At 60.8% G+C, this 20,246-nt stretch carries 18 protein-coding genes; 13 read left to right on the plus strand and 5 right to left on the minus strand.

What is annotated here, in order from left to right; genetic code table 11:
- Positions 1-25: 25 nt before the first annotated feature.
- Positions 26-1,252 carry an MFS transporter gene (locus JP75_RS09890; RefSeq protein ID WP_035082495.1) on the plus strand — a complete coding sequence of 409 codons (1,227 nt, stop codon included), beginning with the start codon at positions 26-28 and terminating at the stop codon, positions 1,250-1,252.
- A gap of 65 nt (positions 1,253-1,317) precedes the next feature.
- On the opposite strand, the gene JP75_RS09895 is transcribed toward JP75_RS09890, so the two are convergent.
- The 5 genes from JP75_RS09895 to JP75_RS09915 form a co-directional block, all read right to left on the minus strand.
- The gene (locus JP75_RS09895; RefSeq protein WP_035082351.1) at positions 1,318-2,046 is read right to left on the minus strand and encodes a ThuA domain-containing protein; all 729 of its coding nucleotides are present in this window, start codon (positions 2,044-2,046) and stop codon (positions 1,318-1,320) included.
- 20 nt (positions 2,047-2,066) lie between these two features.
- Positions 2,067-3,137 carry an ABC transporter ATP-binding protein gene (locus tag JP75_RS09900; protein WP_035082352.1) on the minus strand — a complete coding sequence of 357 codons (1,071 nt, stop codon included), beginning with the start codon at positions 3,135-3,137 and terminating at the stop codon, positions 2,067-2,069.
- Positions 3,138-3,152: 15 nt separating this feature from the next.
- A complete protein-coding gene (locus JP75_RS09905) occupies positions 3,153-4,055 on the minus strand; it encodes a carbohydrate ABC transporter permease (protein WP_035082353.1) in 903 nt (300 codons plus the stop codon).
- Positions 4,055-4,942, minus strand: a complete 888-nt coding sequence (locus JP75_RS09910) for a carbohydrate ABC transporter permease (RefSeq protein ID WP_035082354.1) — start codon at positions 4,940-4,942, stop codon at positions 4,055-4,057. The genes JP75_RS09905 and JP75_RS09910 overlap by 1 nt, the downstream gene beginning before the upstream one ends.
- Positions 4,943-5,063: 121 nt before the next feature.
- Positions 5,064-6,356 carry an ABC transporter substrate-binding protein gene (locus JP75_RS09915; RefSeq protein ID WP_035082497.1) on the minus strand — a complete coding sequence of 431 codons (1,293 nt, stop codon included), beginning with the start codon at positions 6,354-6,356 and terminating at the stop codon, positions 5,064-5,066.
- 197 nt (positions 6,357-6,553) lie between these two features.
- Here JP75_RS09915 and JP75_RS09920 point away from each other — a divergent pair, with 197 nt between their 5' ends.
- The 12 genes from JP75_RS09920 (at position 6,554) to JP75_RS09975 (ending at position 20,235) form a co-directional block, all read left to right on the plus strand.
- Positions 6,554-7,561, plus strand: coding sequence for a Gfo/Idh/MocA family protein (locus JP75_RS09920; RefSeq protein ID WP_035082355.1), 1,008 nt, complete (start codon positions 6,554-6,556; stop codon positions 7,559-7,561).
- A gap of 52 nt (positions 7,562-7,613) precedes the next feature.
- On the plus strand, positions 7,614-8,579 hold the full coding sequence (locus JP75_RS09925; RefSeq protein WP_051960561.1) for a LacI family DNA-binding transcriptional regulator: 966 nt from the start codon (positions 7,614-7,616) through the stop codon (positions 8,577-8,579).
- Between the two features lie 251 nt (positions 8,580-8,830).
- Positions 8,831-10,069 (plus strand): ABC transporter substrate-binding protein, encoded by a 1,239-nt coding sequence (locus JP75_RS09930; RefSeq protein ID WP_035082356.1) that lies wholly within the window; start codon positions 8,831-8,833, stop codon positions 10,067-10,069.
- Positions 10,070-10,228: 159 nt separating this feature from the next.
- Positions 10,229-11,260, plus strand: a complete 1,032-nt coding sequence (locus tag JP75_RS09935; protein WP_035082357.1) for a carbohydrate ABC transporter permease — start codon at positions 10,229-10,231, stop codon at positions 11,258-11,260.
- A 2-nt stretch (positions 11,261-11,262) separates the two neighbouring features.
- Positions 11,263-12,147, plus strand: coding sequence for a carbohydrate ABC transporter permease (locus JP75_RS09940; RefSeq protein ID WP_035082358.1), 885 nt, complete (start codon positions 11,263-11,265; stop codon positions 12,145-12,147).
- 5 nt (positions 12,148-12,152) lie between these two features.
- Positions 12,153-13,202 (plus strand): ABC transporter ATP-binding protein, encoded by a 1,050-nt coding sequence (locus JP75_RS09945; RefSeq protein WP_035082359.1) that lies wholly within the window; start codon positions 12,153-12,155, stop codon positions 13,200-13,202.
- Between the two features lie 2 nt (positions 13,203-13,204).
- Positions 13,205-14,719 carry an amidase gene (locus tag JP75_RS09950; protein WP_244446293.1) on the plus strand — a complete coding sequence of 505 codons (1,515 nt, stop codon included), beginning with the start codon at positions 13,205-13,207 and terminating at the stop codon, positions 14,717-14,719.
- 89 nt (positions 14,720-14,808) lie between these two features.
- Entirely contained in the window at positions 14,809-16,140 is a 1,332-nt protein-coding gene (gene hisD / locus JP75_RS09955) for a histidinol dehydrogenase (RefSeq protein WP_035082360.1), read from the plus strand.
- Complete coding sequence (locus JP75_RS09960) at positions 16,137-16,901, plus strand: SDR family NAD(P)-dependent oxidoreductase (protein WP_035082361.1); 765 nt, start codon at positions 16,137-16,139, stop codon at positions 16,899-16,901. Before hisD ends, JP75_RS09960 begins: the two co-directional genes overlap by 4 nt.
- Entirely contained in the window at positions 16,886-17,956 is a 1,071-nt protein-coding gene (locus JP75_RS09965; RefSeq protein ID WP_035082362.1) for a LacI family DNA-binding transcriptional regulator, read from the plus strand. The genes JP75_RS09960 and JP75_RS09965 overlap by 16 nt, the downstream gene beginning before the upstream one ends.
- 97 nt (positions 17,957-18,053) lie before the next feature.
- Positions 18,054-19,100, plus strand: a complete 1,047-nt coding sequence (locus JP75_RS09970; protein ID WP_051960562.1) for a cupin domain-containing protein — start codon at positions 18,054-18,056, stop codon at positions 19,098-19,100.
- Between the two features lie 4 nt (positions 19,101-19,104).
- Positions 19,105-20,235, plus strand: coding sequence for a cobalamin-independent methionine synthase II family protein (locus JP75_RS09975; RefSeq protein WP_035082363.1), 1,131 nt, complete (start codon positions 19,105-19,107; stop codon positions 20,233-20,235).
- Positions 20,236-20,246 lie beyond the last annotated feature (11 nt).

Raw genomic sequence — 20,246 nt, forward strand, 5'->3', positions numbered from 1 at the left:
CGAGAGTTCATCAAGGATGGGTGAAATGTCCAACCCCTATGCTCAAATTTTCCGCGCACCCGGTGCGAAAGGCTTTGCCGCCGCCGCCTTCGTTGCGCGCATGCCGATGGCCATGGCGCCGATCGGTATCGTCGCCATGCTGTCCCAGACCCATGGCGAATACTGGCTTGCCGGCGCGGTCTCGGCGACTTTCGCCATTGCCAATGCGATTGTCTCGCCGCAGATTTCGCGCCTCGTTGATCGCTACGGCCAATCGGCGGTCGTCGCGCCGGCCATGCTGGTTTCGGTCGTGGCGTTCGTCGCGCTAATTTTGGCTGCGAACCAAGGCTGGCCAATCTGGACGCTCTTCGTGTCGGCTCTTCTCGCGGCCACCATGCCCAGCATTTCGGCCATGGTTCGCGCCCGCTGGAGCGAGCTGTTCAGTGGCCGTCCTGAGCTCAATACCGCTTTTGCCTTCGAATCTTCTGCCGATGAACTCGTTTATATTGCTGGAGCTTCTGTCTCGGTGGCCCTGTCCGTATCGGTGTTTCCGGAAGCTGGCATGATTGCCGGCACCGCGTTTCTGGCTCTGGGCACAATTGCCTTTCTGTTGCAGCGCGGCAGCGAACCCAAGTTGCGGCTGCATGATCGCGTGACGGCACGCGGATCCGCCATCAGGCTGCGCCCAGTTCAGATCATCACCTTGGCGCTGGTCTTTGTTGGTGCCATGTTTGCCACGGCCGAGGTCAGCGCGGTAGCGATCACCGAGGCGCTCGGCCAGGCGAGCGCTGCCAGCCTCGTCATCGGCGTCTATGCCATAGGGTCCTTCGTGCTCGGCCTCGTCCTGGGTGCCCTCAACCCAAAGATGGCTCTCCATCGACAGTTGATGATCGCCGTCGGTGTGCTGGCGGTAACCTCGATCCCCCTCCTGTTTTCCACCGGCTCCGTGGCAGCTCTGGCGGTTGCGGTGTTCATCAGCGGTATCGCGATTTCGCCAACCTTCATCACGGCGTTTGGTCTCATTGAGCGACGCGTGCCGGAGTCCATGCTCACCGAAGGCGTTACCTGGGTGATGACCGGTATTGGTATCGGCATGGCGTTGGGGTCATTCACCGCCGGCTGGGTCGTCGATGCCTATGGTCCGCAGCACGGCTTTTGGGTCTCGGTGGCGGCAGGTGCGGCCAGTGCCCTCATCGTAGCGCTGGGGCAGGGGGTATTGGGAGACGACAGGCCCAGAGATGCCGATCGCCTTCAGGCACAGCCGGCGGAATAATAGATGGCATAAAGTGAGAGGGGCGCTTTCGGGCGCCCCTCTCTTCAAAGATATTGCTGCCGCTTCTAGCGGTGGATCGGCTCCTTGCGATGCCAATTATCCAACTTGCGCGAAGGCTTGTGCGGTTGCATGGCCCATTCGATGCCATTGCCGATCACGTGCTGCACCATAGGATGGTGGTAGATAGGGAAAGTCTCGTGGCCCGGCGAGAAGTAGAAGATGCGCCCGAGGCCGCGATAAAAGGTCAGGCCCGAACGGAACACTTCGCCGCCCTTGTACCAGGAGAGGAAGACGATCTCGTCGGGCGCGGGAATGTCGAAGGGTTCGCCATACATTTCCGAGGCCGGAATCTCGAAGAATGGCGGCACGCCATCGGCGATCGGGTGGTTGGGCAGAATGGTCCAGACCCGCTCGAGGTCGCCTTCCGGCAGTTCGCGCCAGGAAAGATTGGCATTGGTGCCGACCATGCGGCGGAACATCTTCGAGTGGTGGCCCGAATGGAGAACGACCAGGCCCATGCCGGCGAGCACGCGCTGCTGCACGCGGTCGATATATTCGTCCTTCACCTCATCATGGGCGACATGGCCCCACCAGGTGAGCACGTCCGTGCGGTCGAGCAGTTCCTGCGTCAGGCCCTGTTCTGGATCGTCAATGGTACGGCGCTCGATGGTGAAGTCACGATCCCCAAAGCCGGCGGCGAGCGCGCCATCCATGCCGTCAGGATAAATCTTGGCGACTGGCGGGTCGTTCTTTTCGTGGCGGCCTTCGTTCCACATGGTCAGGCGAATAGTCACAGTAGTCTCCGTAGAATGAATCAGCCGGTGATGACGCGTCCGGACTGATCGAAGAGGTGGAAGGCGCCATGGTTGAGCGCCAGCTTCACGGTTGAACCCGGCGCCAGCGCCAGGTCGCCCTGGGCGCGCACGAGCAGGGTGTCGTCGCCATTACGCGCATTGAGATAGGTTTCAGCGCCGAGGCGCTCGACAATGGCGATGGTGGCTTCGAGATCGACATTGTCCGTTGCCGGCTGAATGTGCTCGGGGCGCATGCCCAGCGTCACCAACTGACCGACGGCGCCGGCCAATGAGCGATTGTCGAGCCGCGTGGTCCAGCCGGCATTGGCCTTAAAACTCTGGCTGGCCGCATCGCCGATGATGGTGCCGGGCACGAGATTCATGCGCGGCGAGCCGATGAAGCCGGCAACGAAGGTGTTGATGGGGTTGTTGTAGAGCTCGATCGGGGTGTCCCACTGCTCGACCCGGCCCTTATTGAGCACGACGATCCGTGTCGCCATGGTCATGGCCTCCACCTGATCATGCGTTACATAGACGATGGTGGGTCTGAGTTCCTGATGCAGCTTCTGCAATTCGGCGCGCATCTGCACGCGCAGCGCCGCATCGAGATTGCTGAGGGGCTCATCGAAGAGGATGACGCGCGGGCGCTTGATGATGGCGCGACCGATGGCCACGCGCTGGCGTTGCCCACCGGAGAGTTCCGCCGGTCGCCGATCGAGCAGTTCGGAGAGCTGTAGAAGCTCGGAAACCCGGCCCACCTCGCGAGCGATCTCGGCCTTAGGCACCTTCTTCAGGTCCAGTGAAAAGCCGATATTCTGCGCCACCGTCATGTGCGGATAGAGCGCATAGGACTGGAAGACCATGGCGATGCCGCGCTGGTCGGGCGGCACATCGTTGATGCGTTTGCCGTTCAGCACCAGGTCGCCGCTATCGATTGATTCAAGGCCGGCAATCATGCGCAACAGCGTGGATTTACCGCATCCCGAAGGTCCGACGAAGACGGTGAACTCGCCGTCTTCCACGGCGATATCGACGCCCTGGATGATCTCGACCGAGCCAAAACTTTTGCGCACGCCGGAGAGTTGAATCATGGGAGTGGTCATCGCTTAGCCTTTGACGCCGCCGGAGAAAGTTTGAACGAGGAACCGACGCGCAAAGCTGAAGGCGATGACGGCGGGGATGAGGTAGATGGTGGCCAGCGCTGCGAGGAGCCCGTAGTCGATCTCGTTGACGCGCAGGAACGCGCGGAAAAGACCGATCGGCAGGGTCTGCAATTCGGGCGATGACAGGAGGATCAGCGGCAGAAGGAAATCGCCCCAGGCCGACATGAAGGCAAAGAGCCCGGCCGCCGCGAGACCCGGCAGCGCCAGCGGGATCAGCACCCGCCGAATGCGCTGCACCAGGGTAGCGCCGTCGAGAATTGCGGCTTCCTCATAATCCTTAGGCACGCCGTCGAAGAATACCTTCATGATCCACAGCGCCAGGGGCAGTTGCCCGGTTGCCAGCACGATGATCAGGCCTAGATAGCCATCAATGAAGCCGAAGAGCTGCATGACCGAGCGATAGTGTTCGCCAACCAGCGGTCGCAACAGCGTGCCGATCCCGTTATTTGCTGTGAGCAGGATCTTGTAGAGCGGCACCAGCAGCGCCGTCGACGGCAGCACGCGAATGAGCAGGATGGCGTAGAGGAATGGCTGCTTCCACCAGGCTTTCGAGCGCGACAGCGCATAGCCGCCGAGACCCGCGACCACCATGACGATGAACGTGGCGCTAAGCACGGTGAACAGCGAATTGGCGAACCAGCGCACGCCGTTCTCTTCGGCGAACACCTTGGTGTAGTGGTCGAACGTGACGCTATCAGGCCATTTCAGAAAGAGCTGTGCATTGCTGTCGATCGAGGCCAGAGCCATCCAGATGAAGGGCAGGATGCAGAAGATCGAAATGACGATCAGCGTAACATAGGCAAGGAAGGTATAAGCGCCCGAGCGCTTTTCGGAAATGCCGGCCATCAGACTTCCACCTTGAGGGAGCGCACATAGGCAATGCCCAGCGCCAGCGAGACGACCAGCGCCACCACGGCACCGGCCGCGCCGTAGCCGATCTGGAAAGCGGTGAAGGACTGGTTGTAGATGTAGACCGAGATCACCTCGGTCTTGTTGCCGGGGCCGCCACGGGTCAGCGCGTAAACGAGGCCAAAGACCGAAATGGTCGAGACGGTCGAAATCAGCATGTAGAGGAAGATGGTCGGCGCCATCAGCGGCAGGGTGATGCGCATGAACATCTGGCGCGGATTGGCGCCATCCATGCGCGCCGCCTCATATACTTCGGCAGGCACGGCGGCGAGGCCGGCGGTCAGCAGGATCATGGCGGTGCCGATGCCGCGCCAGGTATTGACCATGACCACCATGAACAGCGGGAAGGTCTGCAGCCAGTCGACATAGGGCAGGCCGAAGAACACAAGGATCTTGCTCAGCGTCGCGTGGTCACCACCGGCGAGCATCGAAATCCACATGAAGCCGGCGACCACTTCCGGCGCGGCATTGGGCAAGAGGATAGCAGCGCCGAAAACGGGCGCGCCGACGATCTTGCGCCGCAGCGCGATGGCGGAAATGAAGCCGAGCACGAACTGTCCGATAATGGCCGAGCCGACCACGAAGACGAAAGTGACGAACAGCGAGTTCCAGAAGCGACCGTCCGAGAAGAGGCGCAGATAGTTGGCGACGCCGACAAAGCGGGGCTTTGCCGCAGCAACGCCGGTCAGCGCCTCATTGGTCATACTCAGATAGACGGCATAGACCGCCGGATAAATGGTCAGGATCAGCAGCGGAACGAGCGCCGGCAAGAGCAGCCAGAGTAGCTGCCGCTCCTTGCGCTTCTGGAACGCGTCGAAGGCCATGGACGGGTGCCTCGATTGAGAGAATGGGAGACGCGGCCTTTGAAGGCCGCGTCTTGACCGGGAAAAGGGGACGCGGCCAAGGGGCCGCGTCCAGGGCGTCGGAGGAGGAGACCGACGACGCTTATTTCACCGCTTCGTCGCCGAGCGTCTGGCGAACGTGATCGACCAGAATCTGCTGGGCGCCGGCCGCGTCGGTTTCCTTGCGCAGCAGGGCTTCGGTGGCGCGCGCGACGCCTTCCGACACGACGGACATGCCGGTGGCCTGCTTGAGGTAGGTACCGTGATTGGCGGCGGCCTGGATCGGCACCAGTTCGGTCAGTGCCTGGAAGCGCGGATCCTTTTGCACGGCGTTGCTGGCCGGGATATTGCCGATGCGGGCAGCGGTTTCGATCTGGTTTTCGACCGAGCCGGCTTCGAGGAGAGCCTTCTTGGCGAGTTCAAGATTGGCGGCCTTGGCATTGACGGCCCAGGGTGCGCCAAGATTGGCCAGCACGAATTCGCCGCCGTTCTGGCCCGGGTCAGCCCAGGTGCCAACGACATTGGTCACGTCGGGAATGGGGTTGCGGCTCTCGCGACCCCAGTCGAAAATGTAGCACCAGGAACCGCAAGTGGTCGCCGCCAACTCGCCACTGGGGAACATTTCATACTTCGGGATCACCCAGGGCTCAGGCCCGAGAAGCGGGTCGACCGGCATCAGGTCGGCGTCGATCAGGTCCTTGTAGAACTGGAAGACGTCGAGCACGCCCTGGCTGGTGAGGTCGAACTTGCCGTCTTCGGTCACGAGCTGCGGGGTCGAAGAGCCGATGATGAGGTGCGAGAAGCCTTCGTCGAAGGCGCCGCCGCCCCAGCTGACGCCGGCTGGAAACAGCAGGCCGAACGAACCGGTCTTTTCCTTGATTTCCTTGGCGCGCGCGAGGAGATCAGCCCAGTCCTCGGGCTGTTCGGTCGAGATGCCGGCCTTTTCGAGCACATCGCGGCGGAAGTAGATCTGCTGGATGCCCAGGATATAGGGGACGACATAAGTCTCGCCATCCGGGCTCACGGCGAGCTGCTTGGCGACATCGACGAAGTCGGCATATTCGGGCCAGGCGGCGAGTTCCGCGCCGACCGGAGCGAGATAGCCGGCTGCCACCATGTCGGCAACGTCGGCAGCGCTCGGGATCGAGAACAGGTCCGGACCATTGCCCGCAGCCAGCTCGGTCAGGAGCTTGGTCATGTAGTCCTTGTCGGGCGCCGGGTATTCAACGATTTCGACGTCGATCCCGAGATTTTTCTCGATGCGCTCGGCAGTGGGGGTGAAGGCGTCGATGCCGGCCTGACCGTGCAAAGCAACGCGAAGGGATTCTGCATTGGCCGTACCGGCGAGCAGGCTCAGAGCGATGGCCGCCAGGCCACCTGCAACAAGTTTGTTCACAATTTCCTCCCTGACGGCGCGTCGGCGCCGCATGTCTCTTAACGTGACGACCCAAATGTACACGCTTACATTTTGCCGACAAGATAAAATCGAACATTCTTTCCATTTTTCAGAATAGCGGAATTTTTCGTTCATTTGGGCGTTTACGGCCGGGCCGAAGCTCATGTACACGTCTCCAAAAGAGGAGAGTTGCGAACATGGTTTTGCGTTTGGGCGTCATTGGTGCGGGGCTGAAAGCGGCCGACTATGCCAAGGGCTGGGCAGCGATGGCGGATGTCAAAATCGTTGCCACGGCGGAAGTGAGCGAAGTCTCGCGCAAACGGTTTGCCGACACTTGTGAAGCCGCAGGCGCCCCGCGGCCGGCCGAATATGGCAATGCCGAAGAGATGCTCGCCGCCATGCAGGGCCAGATGGATGCGGTCTATGTGTCTACGCCGCATGTCTTCCATGGCGCCAACGCCCTGGCTGTTGTCGAGGCTGGTTTTGACCTGCTTCTCGAAAAGCCGATGGTGACGACGGTCGAAGAAGCGCTGGCGCTGGTGGAAGCTGAAAAGCGGACAGGGCGCACCGTGGTCATCGCCTTTCAGGGCGGCCTCTCGCCGCTCGTGCATGATACCAAGAACCGTGCCCGCCGCGGCGATTTCGGCGATCTCGTCAGCGTCAATGCGTCCATCTGGGAAGGCTGGGCCAAGAATTATGCGGGGCAGTGGAAACAGAACCCGGCCATTTCGGGCGGCGGTTTCATGTTCGACACCGGCGCCCACATGATGAACACGGTCTGCGTGCTGGCCGATGCGGAATTCGAGCGCCTGTCGGCCTATGCCAATAATCGCGGTCTGGCAGTGGACCTTGCAACGGCCGTCGCCGCGCGCCTCAGCAATGGCGCGCTCGTCACTTTTAACGCCGCAGGCGAGGGCCCTCCGGGCTGCGCTTCAGCCATCACCTTCTTTTACACCAAGGCCATCGTTCGCATCGATGCCTGGGGCGGTTGGCGCGAGGTCACTATCGAAGGTGTCGCCGAGCCGCGTGAGGAAAACGAGATTCGCGATACGCCGATGCAGACCTTCCAGGCTGTCCGCGATGGTCGTCTGGAAAATCCCTCGACGGTTGCCAATGGCCTGCGCTTTGCGCGCCTTTGGGACGCGATCAAGGCATCTGTAGCTGGCGACGGCACGCCAATTGCCATAGAGGTGTCACAGACCTGACACTCAACGGAACCCGGCCGGTATGCGAAGTAAAGGGCTGACATCAGTACAATTGGCGAAACTCGCCGGCGTCTCCTCAGCCACCATTTCGCGTGCCTTCACAGCCGATTCCCTGATTAAACCCGAAACGCGAGCGCGCATTCTTGCGCTCGCCGACGAGCATGGATATCGGCCGAATGCGATGGCGCGCTCGCTCAATATGAGCCAGTCGCGCCTCGTTGCCTTAGTGGTCAACACAGTTGCCAATCCAGCTGAAGGCGAAGGCCTCGACCAGCTCGTGCACCGCCTGCAGGCCCGCGAGCGCATGCCGCTGCTGCTATGCTGCGCCAATCACGAAGACCGCAACCAGTTGATGCGCATCGCCTCGGCCTATCGCGTCGATCATGTCGTGCTTTATTCCGACGCCGTTTCCATCGACGACGCCACCGATATCTTCCGCTCCGCTACTCTTGTCGTCGCGTCGTCCGAGCCCCTAGAGGGCCGTGCCGTTTCCGACGTGCGGCTCGATGCATCTGCCGCGACCCGCCAGGTTGTCGATCGCCTCGTCGATATCGGCCGCCGCCATTTCGTCTATTTGTCAGGGCGCTCGTCGAGCCACATCGACAAGCAGCGCATGAGCTGGTTTTCCGAGGCCCTCGAAGCTCACAGCCTTGCCTTCGACATAGTCGAGCACGGCGACTATTCTTACGATTCCGGCTACAAGGAAGCCGTCCTTCTCCTCCGCCGCAGCCGCCCCGATGTCATCGTCTGCGCCAACGACCTGATGGCGATCGGCGTCAAAGACGCGGCCTCGCTCCTCAATATTCGCGTGCCCGAAGACCTTGCTATCGTCGGTCACGACGGGGTGGCGCTCGCCAATTGGGAAGCGCATTCTATCACGACGATCATGCCGCTGGAGGGCATGGTCAGCGCCGCTCTTGCCGAGATCATAGACAGAGACCCATCGGCTCCCGCGGTGCAGCGGGTCGTCGACTGCGTTGTTCGTTGGGCGCGATCCACGCCGGAGCTGCCGCGGTAGTTACGGTGACGGCGCCGGGCTTTGGCAGCGGGCGCCAGCGCGTGGGAATTGCCCGATATTCATAGTGTTTGGCGGGTGAATCCAGTCCTGCGGCTTACCGCTTGCGGAAGCAGAAGCAATGTGGTTAGCTAGATATTGCATACGAATGCAAAATAGTTGTGCATACGTATGCGTTGGGAACGCGGTAGAGCTGGAAGCGGCCGCCGTATGATGCAGGGGTACGCGGGTGCCCAAAGCCAGGAGAACGAAAAATGAAGCCCATCCTTATGCTTGCCGTCTCGACGATTGCCTTGGCCCTGGGGGCGGGCGCTGCCTATGCGGAATGCGGTATAGAAGCTGGTTCCGTGCGCATTCTGAGCAATGATTTCGAAGCTCTTCGCGCCATCAACGCGGCCGCGCAAGAATGTGCCTCCGGCACTGTGACGGTGACTGCCAATGCCACCACCGAACACAAGAACCTGCAGGTTCCGGCGCTGAGCATCAATCCTGCCGAATACACCGTTGCCGTTGTCGCCAACAATTCGATTGTCCCGCTGCTCAATGACGACCTGATCCGCCCGCTCGACGATCTGATCGCTCAATATGGCCAGGCCCTGCAGCCGAGCCAGCTCGTCAAGATTGACGGCAACACTATGGCTATTGCCTTCATGGGCAATGGTCAGCACCTGTTCTATCGCAAGGATATTTTGGAAGAGGCCGGTATTGAGCCGCCAAAGTCCTACGATGACATCCTGGCCGCCGCTCAGATCATTAGGGACAAGGGACTGCTCGAGCATCCGCTCGGCGCGTCGGTGAAGCCGGGCTGGGATCTCGCCGCAGAGTTCGTGAATGACTATCTCGGCACGGGTGCCGAATTCTTCGCGCCCGGTTCGGCGGAACTCGCCATCGACAATCCTGAAGGCCGCAAGGTTCTCGAAGTCATGCGTGCCATGACCGCCTTTATGGATCCGGACTACCTGACCTATAGTGCGGACGAACTGATCAAGGAATATGAAGCCGGCAACATCGCCATCATGGTCGCCTGGGGATCCCTGGCCGGCGCCGTGCTCGACGATCAAGGCGCTGCCGAGGGTGTCGTCGAGAACACGGTGCTTACAGCGGCTCCAACCATCAATGGCGGTACCATTCCGGCCGCCGCATTGTGGTGGGATGGTTTTACCATCGCCAAGAACATCACCGACGAAGACGCTGCAGCCTCCTTCCAGGCGATGGTGCATGGCATCAGCCCGGACATGATGAACGCCAACAAGGAAGCTGCGACCTGGTTGATCCAGGGCTATGAGCCTGGTCCCGCCGCCATCGGCGTCGTTGACAATGCCAATGGCGGCGCCCGTCCTTACCCGATGCAGCCCTATATGGGGCTCCTTCACACGGCGCTCTCGACCGAACTGGCCGAATTCATCGCTGGATCGGAAGACGCCGAGCAGGCGCTGGCCGACGTCAAGGCAGCCTACGATACCGCTGCGAAGGAAGCCGGCTTCCTCCAATAGGTCCTCTTCGGACGATATCAGGCTTCTCCCTTTCGCAGGGAGAAGCATTCGGACCGGTTGCGGCTTCGGCGCCGGTCTTGTCCGCAATACGGGGCTTTGCATTGGCATCGATCTGCCGAATGCTAGCACCCGTCGCGCGGCGCATCAGAGGTGGCAGGCATGCCGAACAAGACCTTCTTTGCTTTCATCCTGCCATCGCTTATCGCCATGGTGTTGTTTATCGCCCTGCCGATCGTGTCTGTGGTCGTGCAATCTTTGTATGTCGCGCACGAGCGCGTCATGGTGCAGGTGGAAAATTGCCAGCCCTTCGGCGGATGCTCCACCGAGCTGCGCGTCGACGCCGCAGCAACTGCCGAACTGCAGCGCGAGCAACCCCTTGGGCGCTTCAATGGCCTTGGCACCTATTTCAATCGTGCGCACCTGGCGACGGACGAACTCGGCGCTATCCTTTCGAGCGATCGCAGCTTTGACCAGAAGGTCGCACAGATATTCAATCTGCCCTTCTACAAGGCGCTGATTTTCACGCTGGTCTACTGCTTCGTGGTGACGCCGCTCGCCATGGCGCTGGGTTTCGCCATTGCGCTCGCTGTCAATGCTCTGCCCAAGGTCACCAAGGGGCCGATCATATTCTTCTCGCTGCTACCCATGATCATCACGCCGCTGATCGGTTCGCTGATCCTTTACTGGATGTTGAGCCCCAATGGCATTCTGGGCGCCACGATCCAGCACATCTTCAACGATCCAACGCTCTCATTGCGCGCCTCGCCGGTGCTTACCTGGACCGCGCTGCTGGTCTATGGCGTCTGGACCAATGGCCCGTTTTCTTTTGTCGTCTTCTATGCCGGCCTGCAGACGGTGCCGGCCGATACGCTGGAATCGGCCATGATCGACGGCGCCTCGCGCTGGGAGCGCATTCGCTACGTCATCATCCCGCATCTGGCGCCGCTCGCGACCTTTGTGGCGCTTGTCCAGTTGATGGATAATTTCCGCGTCTTCGAACCCATTGTCGGCTTCTCCGCCGAGGCCAATGCCACCTCGCTCAGCTACCTGATCTACAATGATCTTTCCGGCGATGCGCAGCAGTTCGGATCGGCCGGTGCCACTTCGGTGATCACCATTATCGGTGTCGTAATCCTCCTCATGCCGGTGCTGATCCGCACCTGGCGCGAATTCAAACTCAAGGCGGTGTGATCATGTCGGATGCTGTTGCACAAAAGCGCCCACTTGCCCTCAATGCCATCATCTATGGCTTCATCGTTTTGTGGGTAATCCTCGCTGCGGTTCCCTTCTTTTGGACGGTGTGGGGCTCATTCAAAGTCGAAGCGGACTTTTTCTCTCGCGAAAGCTGGTGGAACGCCATTTTTGGTACCAGTACCACCCGTCAGACTGGCAACGCCTTTACCGGCGCGGGCTACTATGGCGCTTGGGTTTTGCGCGATTTCTGGCGAGCTGCCGGCAATACCATCATCGTCACCGTCTGCGTCACCGTCATCTCGCTGACCCTCGGCACGCTCGGCGGCTATGCTCTGGCACGTTCGGGGCGCAACTACGCCTTCTGGATTTTGATCGCGGCCTTGGTCTTCCGGGCCATGCCGCACATCACGCTGGTTTCTGGCTATCTACTGCCGTTCTTCCAGCTCAATATCTGGGGGGTGTTGCCGACCTCGATCATCGTTCTCGTAGCGATCAACCAGCCCTTCACCCTGTGGATGCTGCACTCTTTCTTTCTCTCGATCCCCAAGGATCTCGATGAAAGCGCCATGGTTGATGGCTGTACCCGTTTCCAGGCTTTCCGCCTTGTCATCATGCCGGTGATGTGGCCCGGCGTCGTGACCACCGGGCTCTTCAGTTTCCTCCTCGGCTACAATGACTTTGCGGTGACCGCGATGCTTCTCAGTGCGGAGAACCAGACCATGGTGCCGAAAATCTCGAGCTTTCTCGGCTCGATCCAGGAAACCGGCAATGTCATGTATGCCGTGGCTGCCGTGGTTTCGGCCACAGTGCCGCTCTTCATCCTTGTTCTCTTCTTCCAACGCCAGATCGTCAGCGGCCTGACCGCCGGCGCAGTGAAAGGCTGATCCCGATGGCCCAGATCCGTCTCAAGAACGTCTCCAAGCGCTGGAACAATTTTGTCGGCGTCGACAATTTCAACCTCGACATCGCAGACCAGGAATTTTTGGTCCTGCTCGGCCCGTCAGGCTGTGGCAAGACCACGACCATGCGCATGATCGCTGGACTCGAAGAAATCACCGAGGGTGAAATCTGGATCGGCGATCGGCTGGTCAACAAGCTCGAGCCCAAGGACCGGGACATCTCCATGGTGTTCCAGAGCTATGGGCTTTATCCGAACATGACGGTCTACGAGAACATCCGCTTTCCCTTGAAAGTGCGAAAAGTGCCGCAGGAGCAGCACCATGAGCGTGTCATGGCAGCCAGCAAGATGGTCGAACTCGACGATTTCCTGCAGCGTCGTCCTGCCGCCCTGTCGGGTGGTCAGCGTCAGCGCGTCGCCCTTGCCCGCGCCATTGTACGCGAACCCAATGCTTTCCTCATGGACGAGCCGCTGTCGAACCTCGACGCGAAACTGCGCGTTTCGACGCGCGCCCAGATCAAGAACCTGCATCACACACTCAAGCGCACCACCATCTATGTGACGCATGACCAGATCGAAGCCATGACGCTGGCCGATCGTGTCGTCGTCATGAGCAAGGGGCTGGTGCAGCAGGTCGGCACGCCGATGGAAATCTACGACCGGCCGGCCAATACGTTTGTTGCGAGCTTCATCGGCTCACCGGCGATGAATCTGATCAAGGGTTCGATCGAGGGTGGAGTCTTCACCAGCGAAGGCATTCGCATCGAGGGGCTGACCTTGGCGGCGAAGGGCCCGGTGACGCTTGGTTTCCGGGCCGAAGATGCCAGCCTTGCGCAAGCGAGTGGGCAGATCGAAGCGCCGATCTATACGGTGGAGCTGCTGGGTGACGCGACCATGCTGTCCATGCGTGTGGCAGGAGAACTCGTCTCGATCAAGGTCAACAAGGATTATCGCGCCGAGATTGGGGAATTGGCGCGCGTCGCCATTCCTGCCTCTGCCTGCCATCTCTTTGATCATTCGACCGGTGCACGGATCGCCTGACCATGTCCAGCAACGACACGTCCGAGCGGCTTGCCTATTTCCAGGATCGGGTCGTCGCAGCCGGGCTCAAGCTTTACGAAAGCGAGGTCGAGGGACTGTTTGGCCTCGCCGCCTGGATGAGCGATGGTCTGACGGAGATGGCCGGCGCCGGGTCGGATGAGGACATCCTCGATCTCGACATCGCCGAGCTCGGCCGCCGCCTGCGCGACGGACGTCTATCCTCTTTGGGGCTGGTAGAGAGGACTTTGCGGCGGATAGCCGAGTGCGATCCTGCCTATCTGGCATTTTATGCCGTGGCCACCGATCAGGCTCTTGCGAACGCGACCAAGGCGGATGCCGAACTGGGCGCAGGGCATGACCGCGGGCCGTTGCATGGTATTCCTGTCGGCATCAAGGACATGATCGATGTTGCGGGTCTCGCGACCACAGCCAATGCACCTGGGCGCCGCGATGCGCTGGCGGTCGAAGACGCTGAGGTGGTCAAGCGTCTCCGCGAAGGCGGCGCTGTGATCATTGGCAAGCTCGCGACCTATGAATGGGGCACGGTCGGCCCAGACAAGCGCGGCCTGTTTCCACCGGCGCGTAATCCCTGGAGCCTGGAACACATCACTGGTGGCTCGTCCTCAGGCTGTGCCGTGGCGGTTGCGGGAGGGCTTTTGCGCACCAGTATTGGCTCGGATACGGGCGGCTCCGTACGCGGACCGGCTTTCTACTGCGGCGTTGTCGGATTCAAGCCGACTACTGGCTCTGTCTCCAAGCACGGCGCCCTGACCATGTCCCCGAGCATGGACCATATAGGCCCGATGAGCCGCACCGTTGCCGAGGCGGCGGTAACGTTTGATGTGATTGCCGGCAGGAGCGGGGAGGAGGCGGCAACTCGGCTCCTTGGCCGGCCTGTTGCAGGTTTGAAGATTGGCTATGCGCGGAACTGGTTCGCTTGTGATCATCAGGTCATGCCGGCGGTGGTTGTTGCGGTGGACGCAGCTGTCTCGCTTCTGAGCCAGCTCGGTGCAGAGGTCACCGAGATCGAGCTGCCGGACTATCCGTCGCTGGAAGTCGCGGCGGCAGCGATCCTCCATAAGGAAAGCTTTGATTTCCACGCGGACGCTTTGCGCAATCATCCCGAGGCCTATGGTCGTCGCGCCTTTCTCAGCCTTGCTGCCGGCTTTGCCGTCACCGATGCGGAACTGGCAACGGCGCGGCAGATCGGCAGCGATTTCACCCGGGCGGTCAACCGTCTATTGACGGGATCTGATGTCATAGTCACGGTCGGCGCCTTGACCACAGCCCTCGAAGTCGCGCGGTTTGAAAAGGAAGCCGTGTGGACGCCGATGCGCACCATCGGATTCAACATCTCCGGCCATCCGGTTCTAGCCATGCCAGTGGGTTTTCACGAAGGCCTGCCGATCGGTATGCAGATCGTCGGGCGGCACGATGATGAGGCCCGGGTTGTTCAGGTCGGTCATGCCTTTGAACAGGCGAGTGATTTCAGCCTGCAGCGTCCGCCGAAACCCTAGTCCACCAAGAAATGTGATGATTGGCATCACATTTGTTGCAATCATGCATTCGTATGCATAAAGTCTGATTGAACCATAAGGAGCTTCCGATGCCGATCTGGCTGAAGCGAGGTAAGGCGGTTGATGAGCGGGCGGAGGCTGATCGTCAGGTTCGCTCGACGGTCGAGGGGATTCTGGCCGATATCGAAAAGCGCGGTGACGCAGCGGTGCGGGACCTGTCGCAGAAGTTCGACAAGTGGGAGCGGCCGGATTTCCGGCTGAGCCAGCAGGAGATCGACGATTGCATCGCGCAATTGACCGATCAGGATCTCGATGACATCGCCTTTGCCCAGACCCAGGTGCGCAACTTCGCCCAGAAGCAGAAGGACACGATGCTCGAACTCAGCGTCGAGACCCTGCCGGGGGTCACGCTGGGCCACAAGCATGTGCCGATCAATGCGGTGGGCTGCTATGTGCCGGGCGGCAAGTATCCGCTGCTGGCCTCGGCCCATATGTCGGTTCTTACGGCCAAGGTGGCCGGTTGCCCGCGCGTCATCACCTGCGCGCCGCCCTTCCATGGCAAGCCGGCCCCGGCGATTGTCGCGGCCCAGGCCATGGCCGGTGCCGATGAGATCTATGTGCTCGGCGGCATCCAGGCGATCGGCGCCATGGCCATCGGCACGGAAAGCATTTCGCCGGTGGACATGCTGGTTGGCCCGGGCAATGCCTTTGTGGCCGAAGCCAAGCGCCAGCTTTATGGTCGCGTCGGCATCGACCTCTTTGCCGGCCCGACCGAGACGCTGGTGATCGCCGACGAGACGGTCGACGGGGAACTCTGCGCCACCGATCTTCTCGGCCAGGCCGAGCATGGTCCCACGAGCCCGGCGATCCTGCTCACCAATTCGGAGAAGCTGGCACGCGACACCATGGCGGAGATCGAACGCATTCTCGCCATTCTGCCGACGGCCGACATGGCACGCAAATCCTGGGAGGACTTTGGTGAAGTCATCGTCTGCGAGAGCTATGAAGAGATGCTGGCCGAAGCCGACCGCATCGCTTCGGAACATGTGCAGGTGATGACCGATCGCGATCTGTGGTTCCGGGACAATATGACCAATTTTGGTGCCCTGTTCCTGGGGCCGCGGACCAATGTGGCCTATGGCGACAAGGTGATCGGCACCAATCACACCCTGCCCACCATGAAGGCGGCGCGCTATACCGGCGGCCTCTGGGTCGGAAAGTTCCTCAAGACCTGCACCTGGCAAACGGTGACGACCGATGAGGCCTCGGCCCGGATCGGCGCCTATGGCTCGCGCCTCTCGATGCTGGAAGGCTTTGTCGGCCATGCCGAACAGGCCAATATCCGCGTGCGCCGCTATGGCGGCCGCAATGTGCCCTATGGTACCGCTGCCGCACCGACAGCAGAGGCCGCCAAGGAATGACGCTTCCCCGCACGCCCAGTTTTCGTCTCGATGGCAAGCGCGCCCTGGTGACCGGTGGCACGCGGGGCATCGGGCTGGGCGCGTCGGTGGCTCTGGCCGAAGCGGGGGCGCATGTGACCGTGGCGGCCCGCACCGCCGGTGATGTCGAAAAGGTCGTCAATGCCATGGCCGATATTGGCCTCATGGCTGAGGGCGTCGCCATCGACATCACCGACTTTGCCGCCATCCGCGCCTTTATCGAAGAGAGCGAGCCCTTCCATGTGCTGGTCAACTCGGCCGGCACGGCCCGGCACAGTGCCATTGCCGGGATCACCGAGCCCGACTATCAGGCGGTGATGCAGCTCAATCTCGCCGCGACGGTTTTCGTATCCCAGGCGGTTGTCGGAAAGCTGCAGCAGGCGGGGCAGGGCGGCTCGATCATCAATGTCTCCTCGCAGATGGGTCATGTCGGTGGTCCCAACCGCGCCATTTATGCGGCGAGCAAACATGCTGTTGAAGGTCTCAGCAAGGCCATGGCCATCGAGCTGGGGGCCAGCAATATTCGGGTCAACACGGTGTGCCCGACCTTTATCGAGACCGAGCTGACGGCCGGCAATCTCAGCGATCCCGACTTCCGATCCTGGGTTCTGTCCAAGATCAAGCTGGGGCGCCTGGGCCGGGTGGAGGACATTATGGGGCCGGTGGTTTTCCTGGCCTCGGACGCGGCGGCGCTGATCACCGGCACGGCGCTCTTGGTGGATGGCGGATGGACAGCGGAGTAAAAAAGCCGGGGGTGACCTCATCGGAAGTGGCGCGCCGCGCCGGCGTGTCGCAATCGGCTGTCTCCCGCACTTTTACCCCCGGTGCCTCCATTGCCCCAAAGACCCGGGCCAAGGTCCTGGCTGCGGCCAAGGAACTGGGCTATCGGCCCAATGCCATTGCCCGCTCGCTGATCACCAATCGCTCGCGCATCATTGCCGTGGTGATGGCGTATCTGGAAAACCTCTTCTATCCCGATGTGCTCGAAGAGCTGGGCCGGCTTCTTGCCAAGGAAGACTATCGCCTCTTGCTGTTCACCGGTTTTATGGATCGGGACAGCGACCCGGTCTTTGACCAGCTCATGCAATATCGTGTCGATGGCATTGTGCTGGCGTCGACCTCGCTGTCCTCGGAACTCTCCGAGGAATGTGCCGCCGCCGGCATTCCGGTGGTGCTGTTCAACCGCACCACCGAGCGCGATGCGGTCTCGAGCGTGACGACGCGCAATCGCGAGGGTGGGCGCCGCGTTGCCGAGTTCCTGATTGCCGGTGGGCACAAGCGGTTCGGCTATATCTCGGGTCTTGAAAGCTCCTCGACCAATCGCGATCGTTTTGGCGGCTACCAGGAGGCTCTCGCTGCGGCCGGGCATACCGATATCATCATCGAGGTCGGCAATTACGATCGCGCCGAAGCCGAAACGGCGGCGCGCAAAATGCTGAAGCGTCCCGATCGTCCCGATGCCATCTTCGTGGCCAATGACCATATGGCCGTTGCGGTGATGGACATCGCGCGGCACGAACTGGGCCTCTCCATTCCCGAGGACCTTTCCATTGTCGGCTATGACGATGTGGGTCCCGCCCGCTGGACCTCCTATGGCATCACCTCGATGAGCCAGCCGCTCAAGCGCATGGTGGAGGCCACCGTCGCCATCCTAATGGATCAGATCGCCAGCGGCGAGATCGAAGCCGAGCACCGCATCCTCAATGGCGAACTCGTCGTCAGGACCTCCGCAAGAATGCCCAAGGCCGGTGTGGTCGAGGTCGACGGACGACGTATCTACAAACCCGCAAAGAGCTGATCCGCATGTCCCTCAAGACACGCTTCCGCCCTCTTTGCGATCCATATTGCATACGAATGCAAAAATGCTATGCTGCCACTGGAAAGAGGATGTCATCATGACCCAGAGCAAGACTTGGACTCAGTCCGAAATGGAAAAGCGCATGGTGCGCTATGCCGATCTGAAGGGGTTGCGCAACGCGTTCATCGACGCGCGGACGCCGGGCTCGGACCGCAAGGAAAACTTCACCATTATCGGGCCGGGTGTGAGTGAGAATCCGGCCCAGGTCGTGCACATTCCGGAAGCCCATGGTTTCAATTTTGGCGCTGCCCGCCAGCCCTTTGGTTGCACCAATTCCCAGCACTCGCACCTGACCGCGGAAACCTTCCTCGTACACTCGGGCAAATGGCGCTTCGTCTTTGGGGCCAACAAGGACGAGGGCTATCTCGACGTTGAACCGGGCGATGTGGCGACCGTACCGACCCACATGTTCCGCGGCTTTGAAAAGCGCGATGAAGGCACGGGATTCCTCGCCGTCGTGCTCGGTCATGACGATCCGGGCAAGGTGGTATGGGCGCCGAGCGTCTTCAAAATGGCCGAGGATTTTGGCCTGAAACTGCTCAAGGGCGGCAAGCTGATCGATACGACGCTGGGCGAAAAGGTGCCGGAAGGCGCTGAACTCGAGCAGCCGCCGAACGCTGAAAAGCTCAAGGAATTGGCAACCCCGCCGATGTCCGAATTGGCGAAATATGCCATCAAGGCCGCGGATATCAAGGGCGACCCGAATTCGCCGCTTGCCGGTGAAGGCGTTGAAGAAGCTGGCGTTATCGGCGATGTCGACGGCCAGGACGGCATTAAGGCCGGGCCGATCGTCGGCCACTGGAAACACGATTTTACGCTGCGCCGCTTCAAGCTCGAAACCGGTGCTGTCATTCCCGTTCATGCCCGTTCCGAGCAAGAAGTGCTCTTCGTGCAGTCTGGTACACTGGAATTCAACTGGGATGGCGGCTCGCTCATCCTTGGCGCTGGCGACACGCTGACCGTGCCGGTTGGCCTGATGCATGGCTTCCGTAATCCGGCTTCGGCCGATGCGATCGTCTTCGTTATCCGTGGTGCCGCCTCGCCGGCCGCCCCGCAGTTCGCAACGGCTCAGGCTGCGGAGTAAACCAATGGCACACAAGATACTCACCACTCACGTTGGCTCGCTGCCGCGCAGCAAACAGGTGACCGATCTTGTGTTCGCCAAGGAGGCCGGCGTCCCGATTGAGGAGGCCGGCTTCAAGGAGATCATTTCGGCGGCGGTGAACGACATCGTCGCCAAACAGAAGGCGGCGGGCATCGACCTGCCGTCCGATGGCGAAATGAGCAAGATCTCCTACGCCACCTATATCAAGGATCGGCTGACGGGCTTTGACGGCGACTCCTCCCGCCGCCCGCCGGCCGATCTTGAACTCTTTCCGAATTTCCTGAAGCGCCAGGCTTCCTCGGGCGGGACGCCGACCTATCGGCGGCCCAAATGTGTCAGCGAGATCAAGGTAAAGAGCCTTGAGCCGCTGCAGGATGATGTCGATACCTTCCAGGCGGCCTTGAGCGCAAATGGTTATACCAAGGGGTTCATGAATTCGGCGACGCCGGGGGTTATCGCACTCTTTCAGCCCAATGAATTCTATAGGACCCAGGACGACTATCTCGAGGCCGTCGCCGAGGGCATGCGCGTCGAATATGAAGGCATTGTCGAAGCCGGATTCATCCTGCAGCTCGACGCCCCCGACCTCGGGCTTGGTCGGCACATGATGTACAAGGACCTCGACGATGCCGGCTTCGTCACTGCCGCTGAAAAGCATATCGAGGTAATGAACCACGCCCTGCGCAATGTACCAGGCGATAAGGTGCGCATGCATGTGTGTTGGGGCAACTATGAAGGGCCGCATATCTGCGATATTGCGCTCAAGAAAATCCTGCCGAGCCTGCTCAAGGCCAAGCCGCGATCGCTTCTCTTTGAAGGCGCGAACCCGCGCCACGCGCATGAATGGGTCGATTGGAAAAATATCGATCTGCCAGATGACTACGTGCTGATCCCCGGCGTCATCGACTCCACATCCAACTTCGTGGAGCACCCCGAGTTGATCGCGCAGCGGCTCAAGAATTTCACTGATATCGTCGGCGTCGATCGCGTCATCGCCGGCACTGATTGCGGCTTTTCCACATTTGCCGGATTTGGTGCCGTAGACCCCGATATCGTCTGGGCAAAATTGAAGGCGCTCAGCGATGGCGCCGAGATCGCCAGCAAGGCGGCTTGAGGAGTTTTCAA

The organism is Devosia riboflavina (assembly GCF_000743575.1).
GTDB lineage: Bacteria > Pseudomonadota > Alphaproteobacteria > Rhizobiales > Devosiaceae > Devosia > Devosia riboflavina.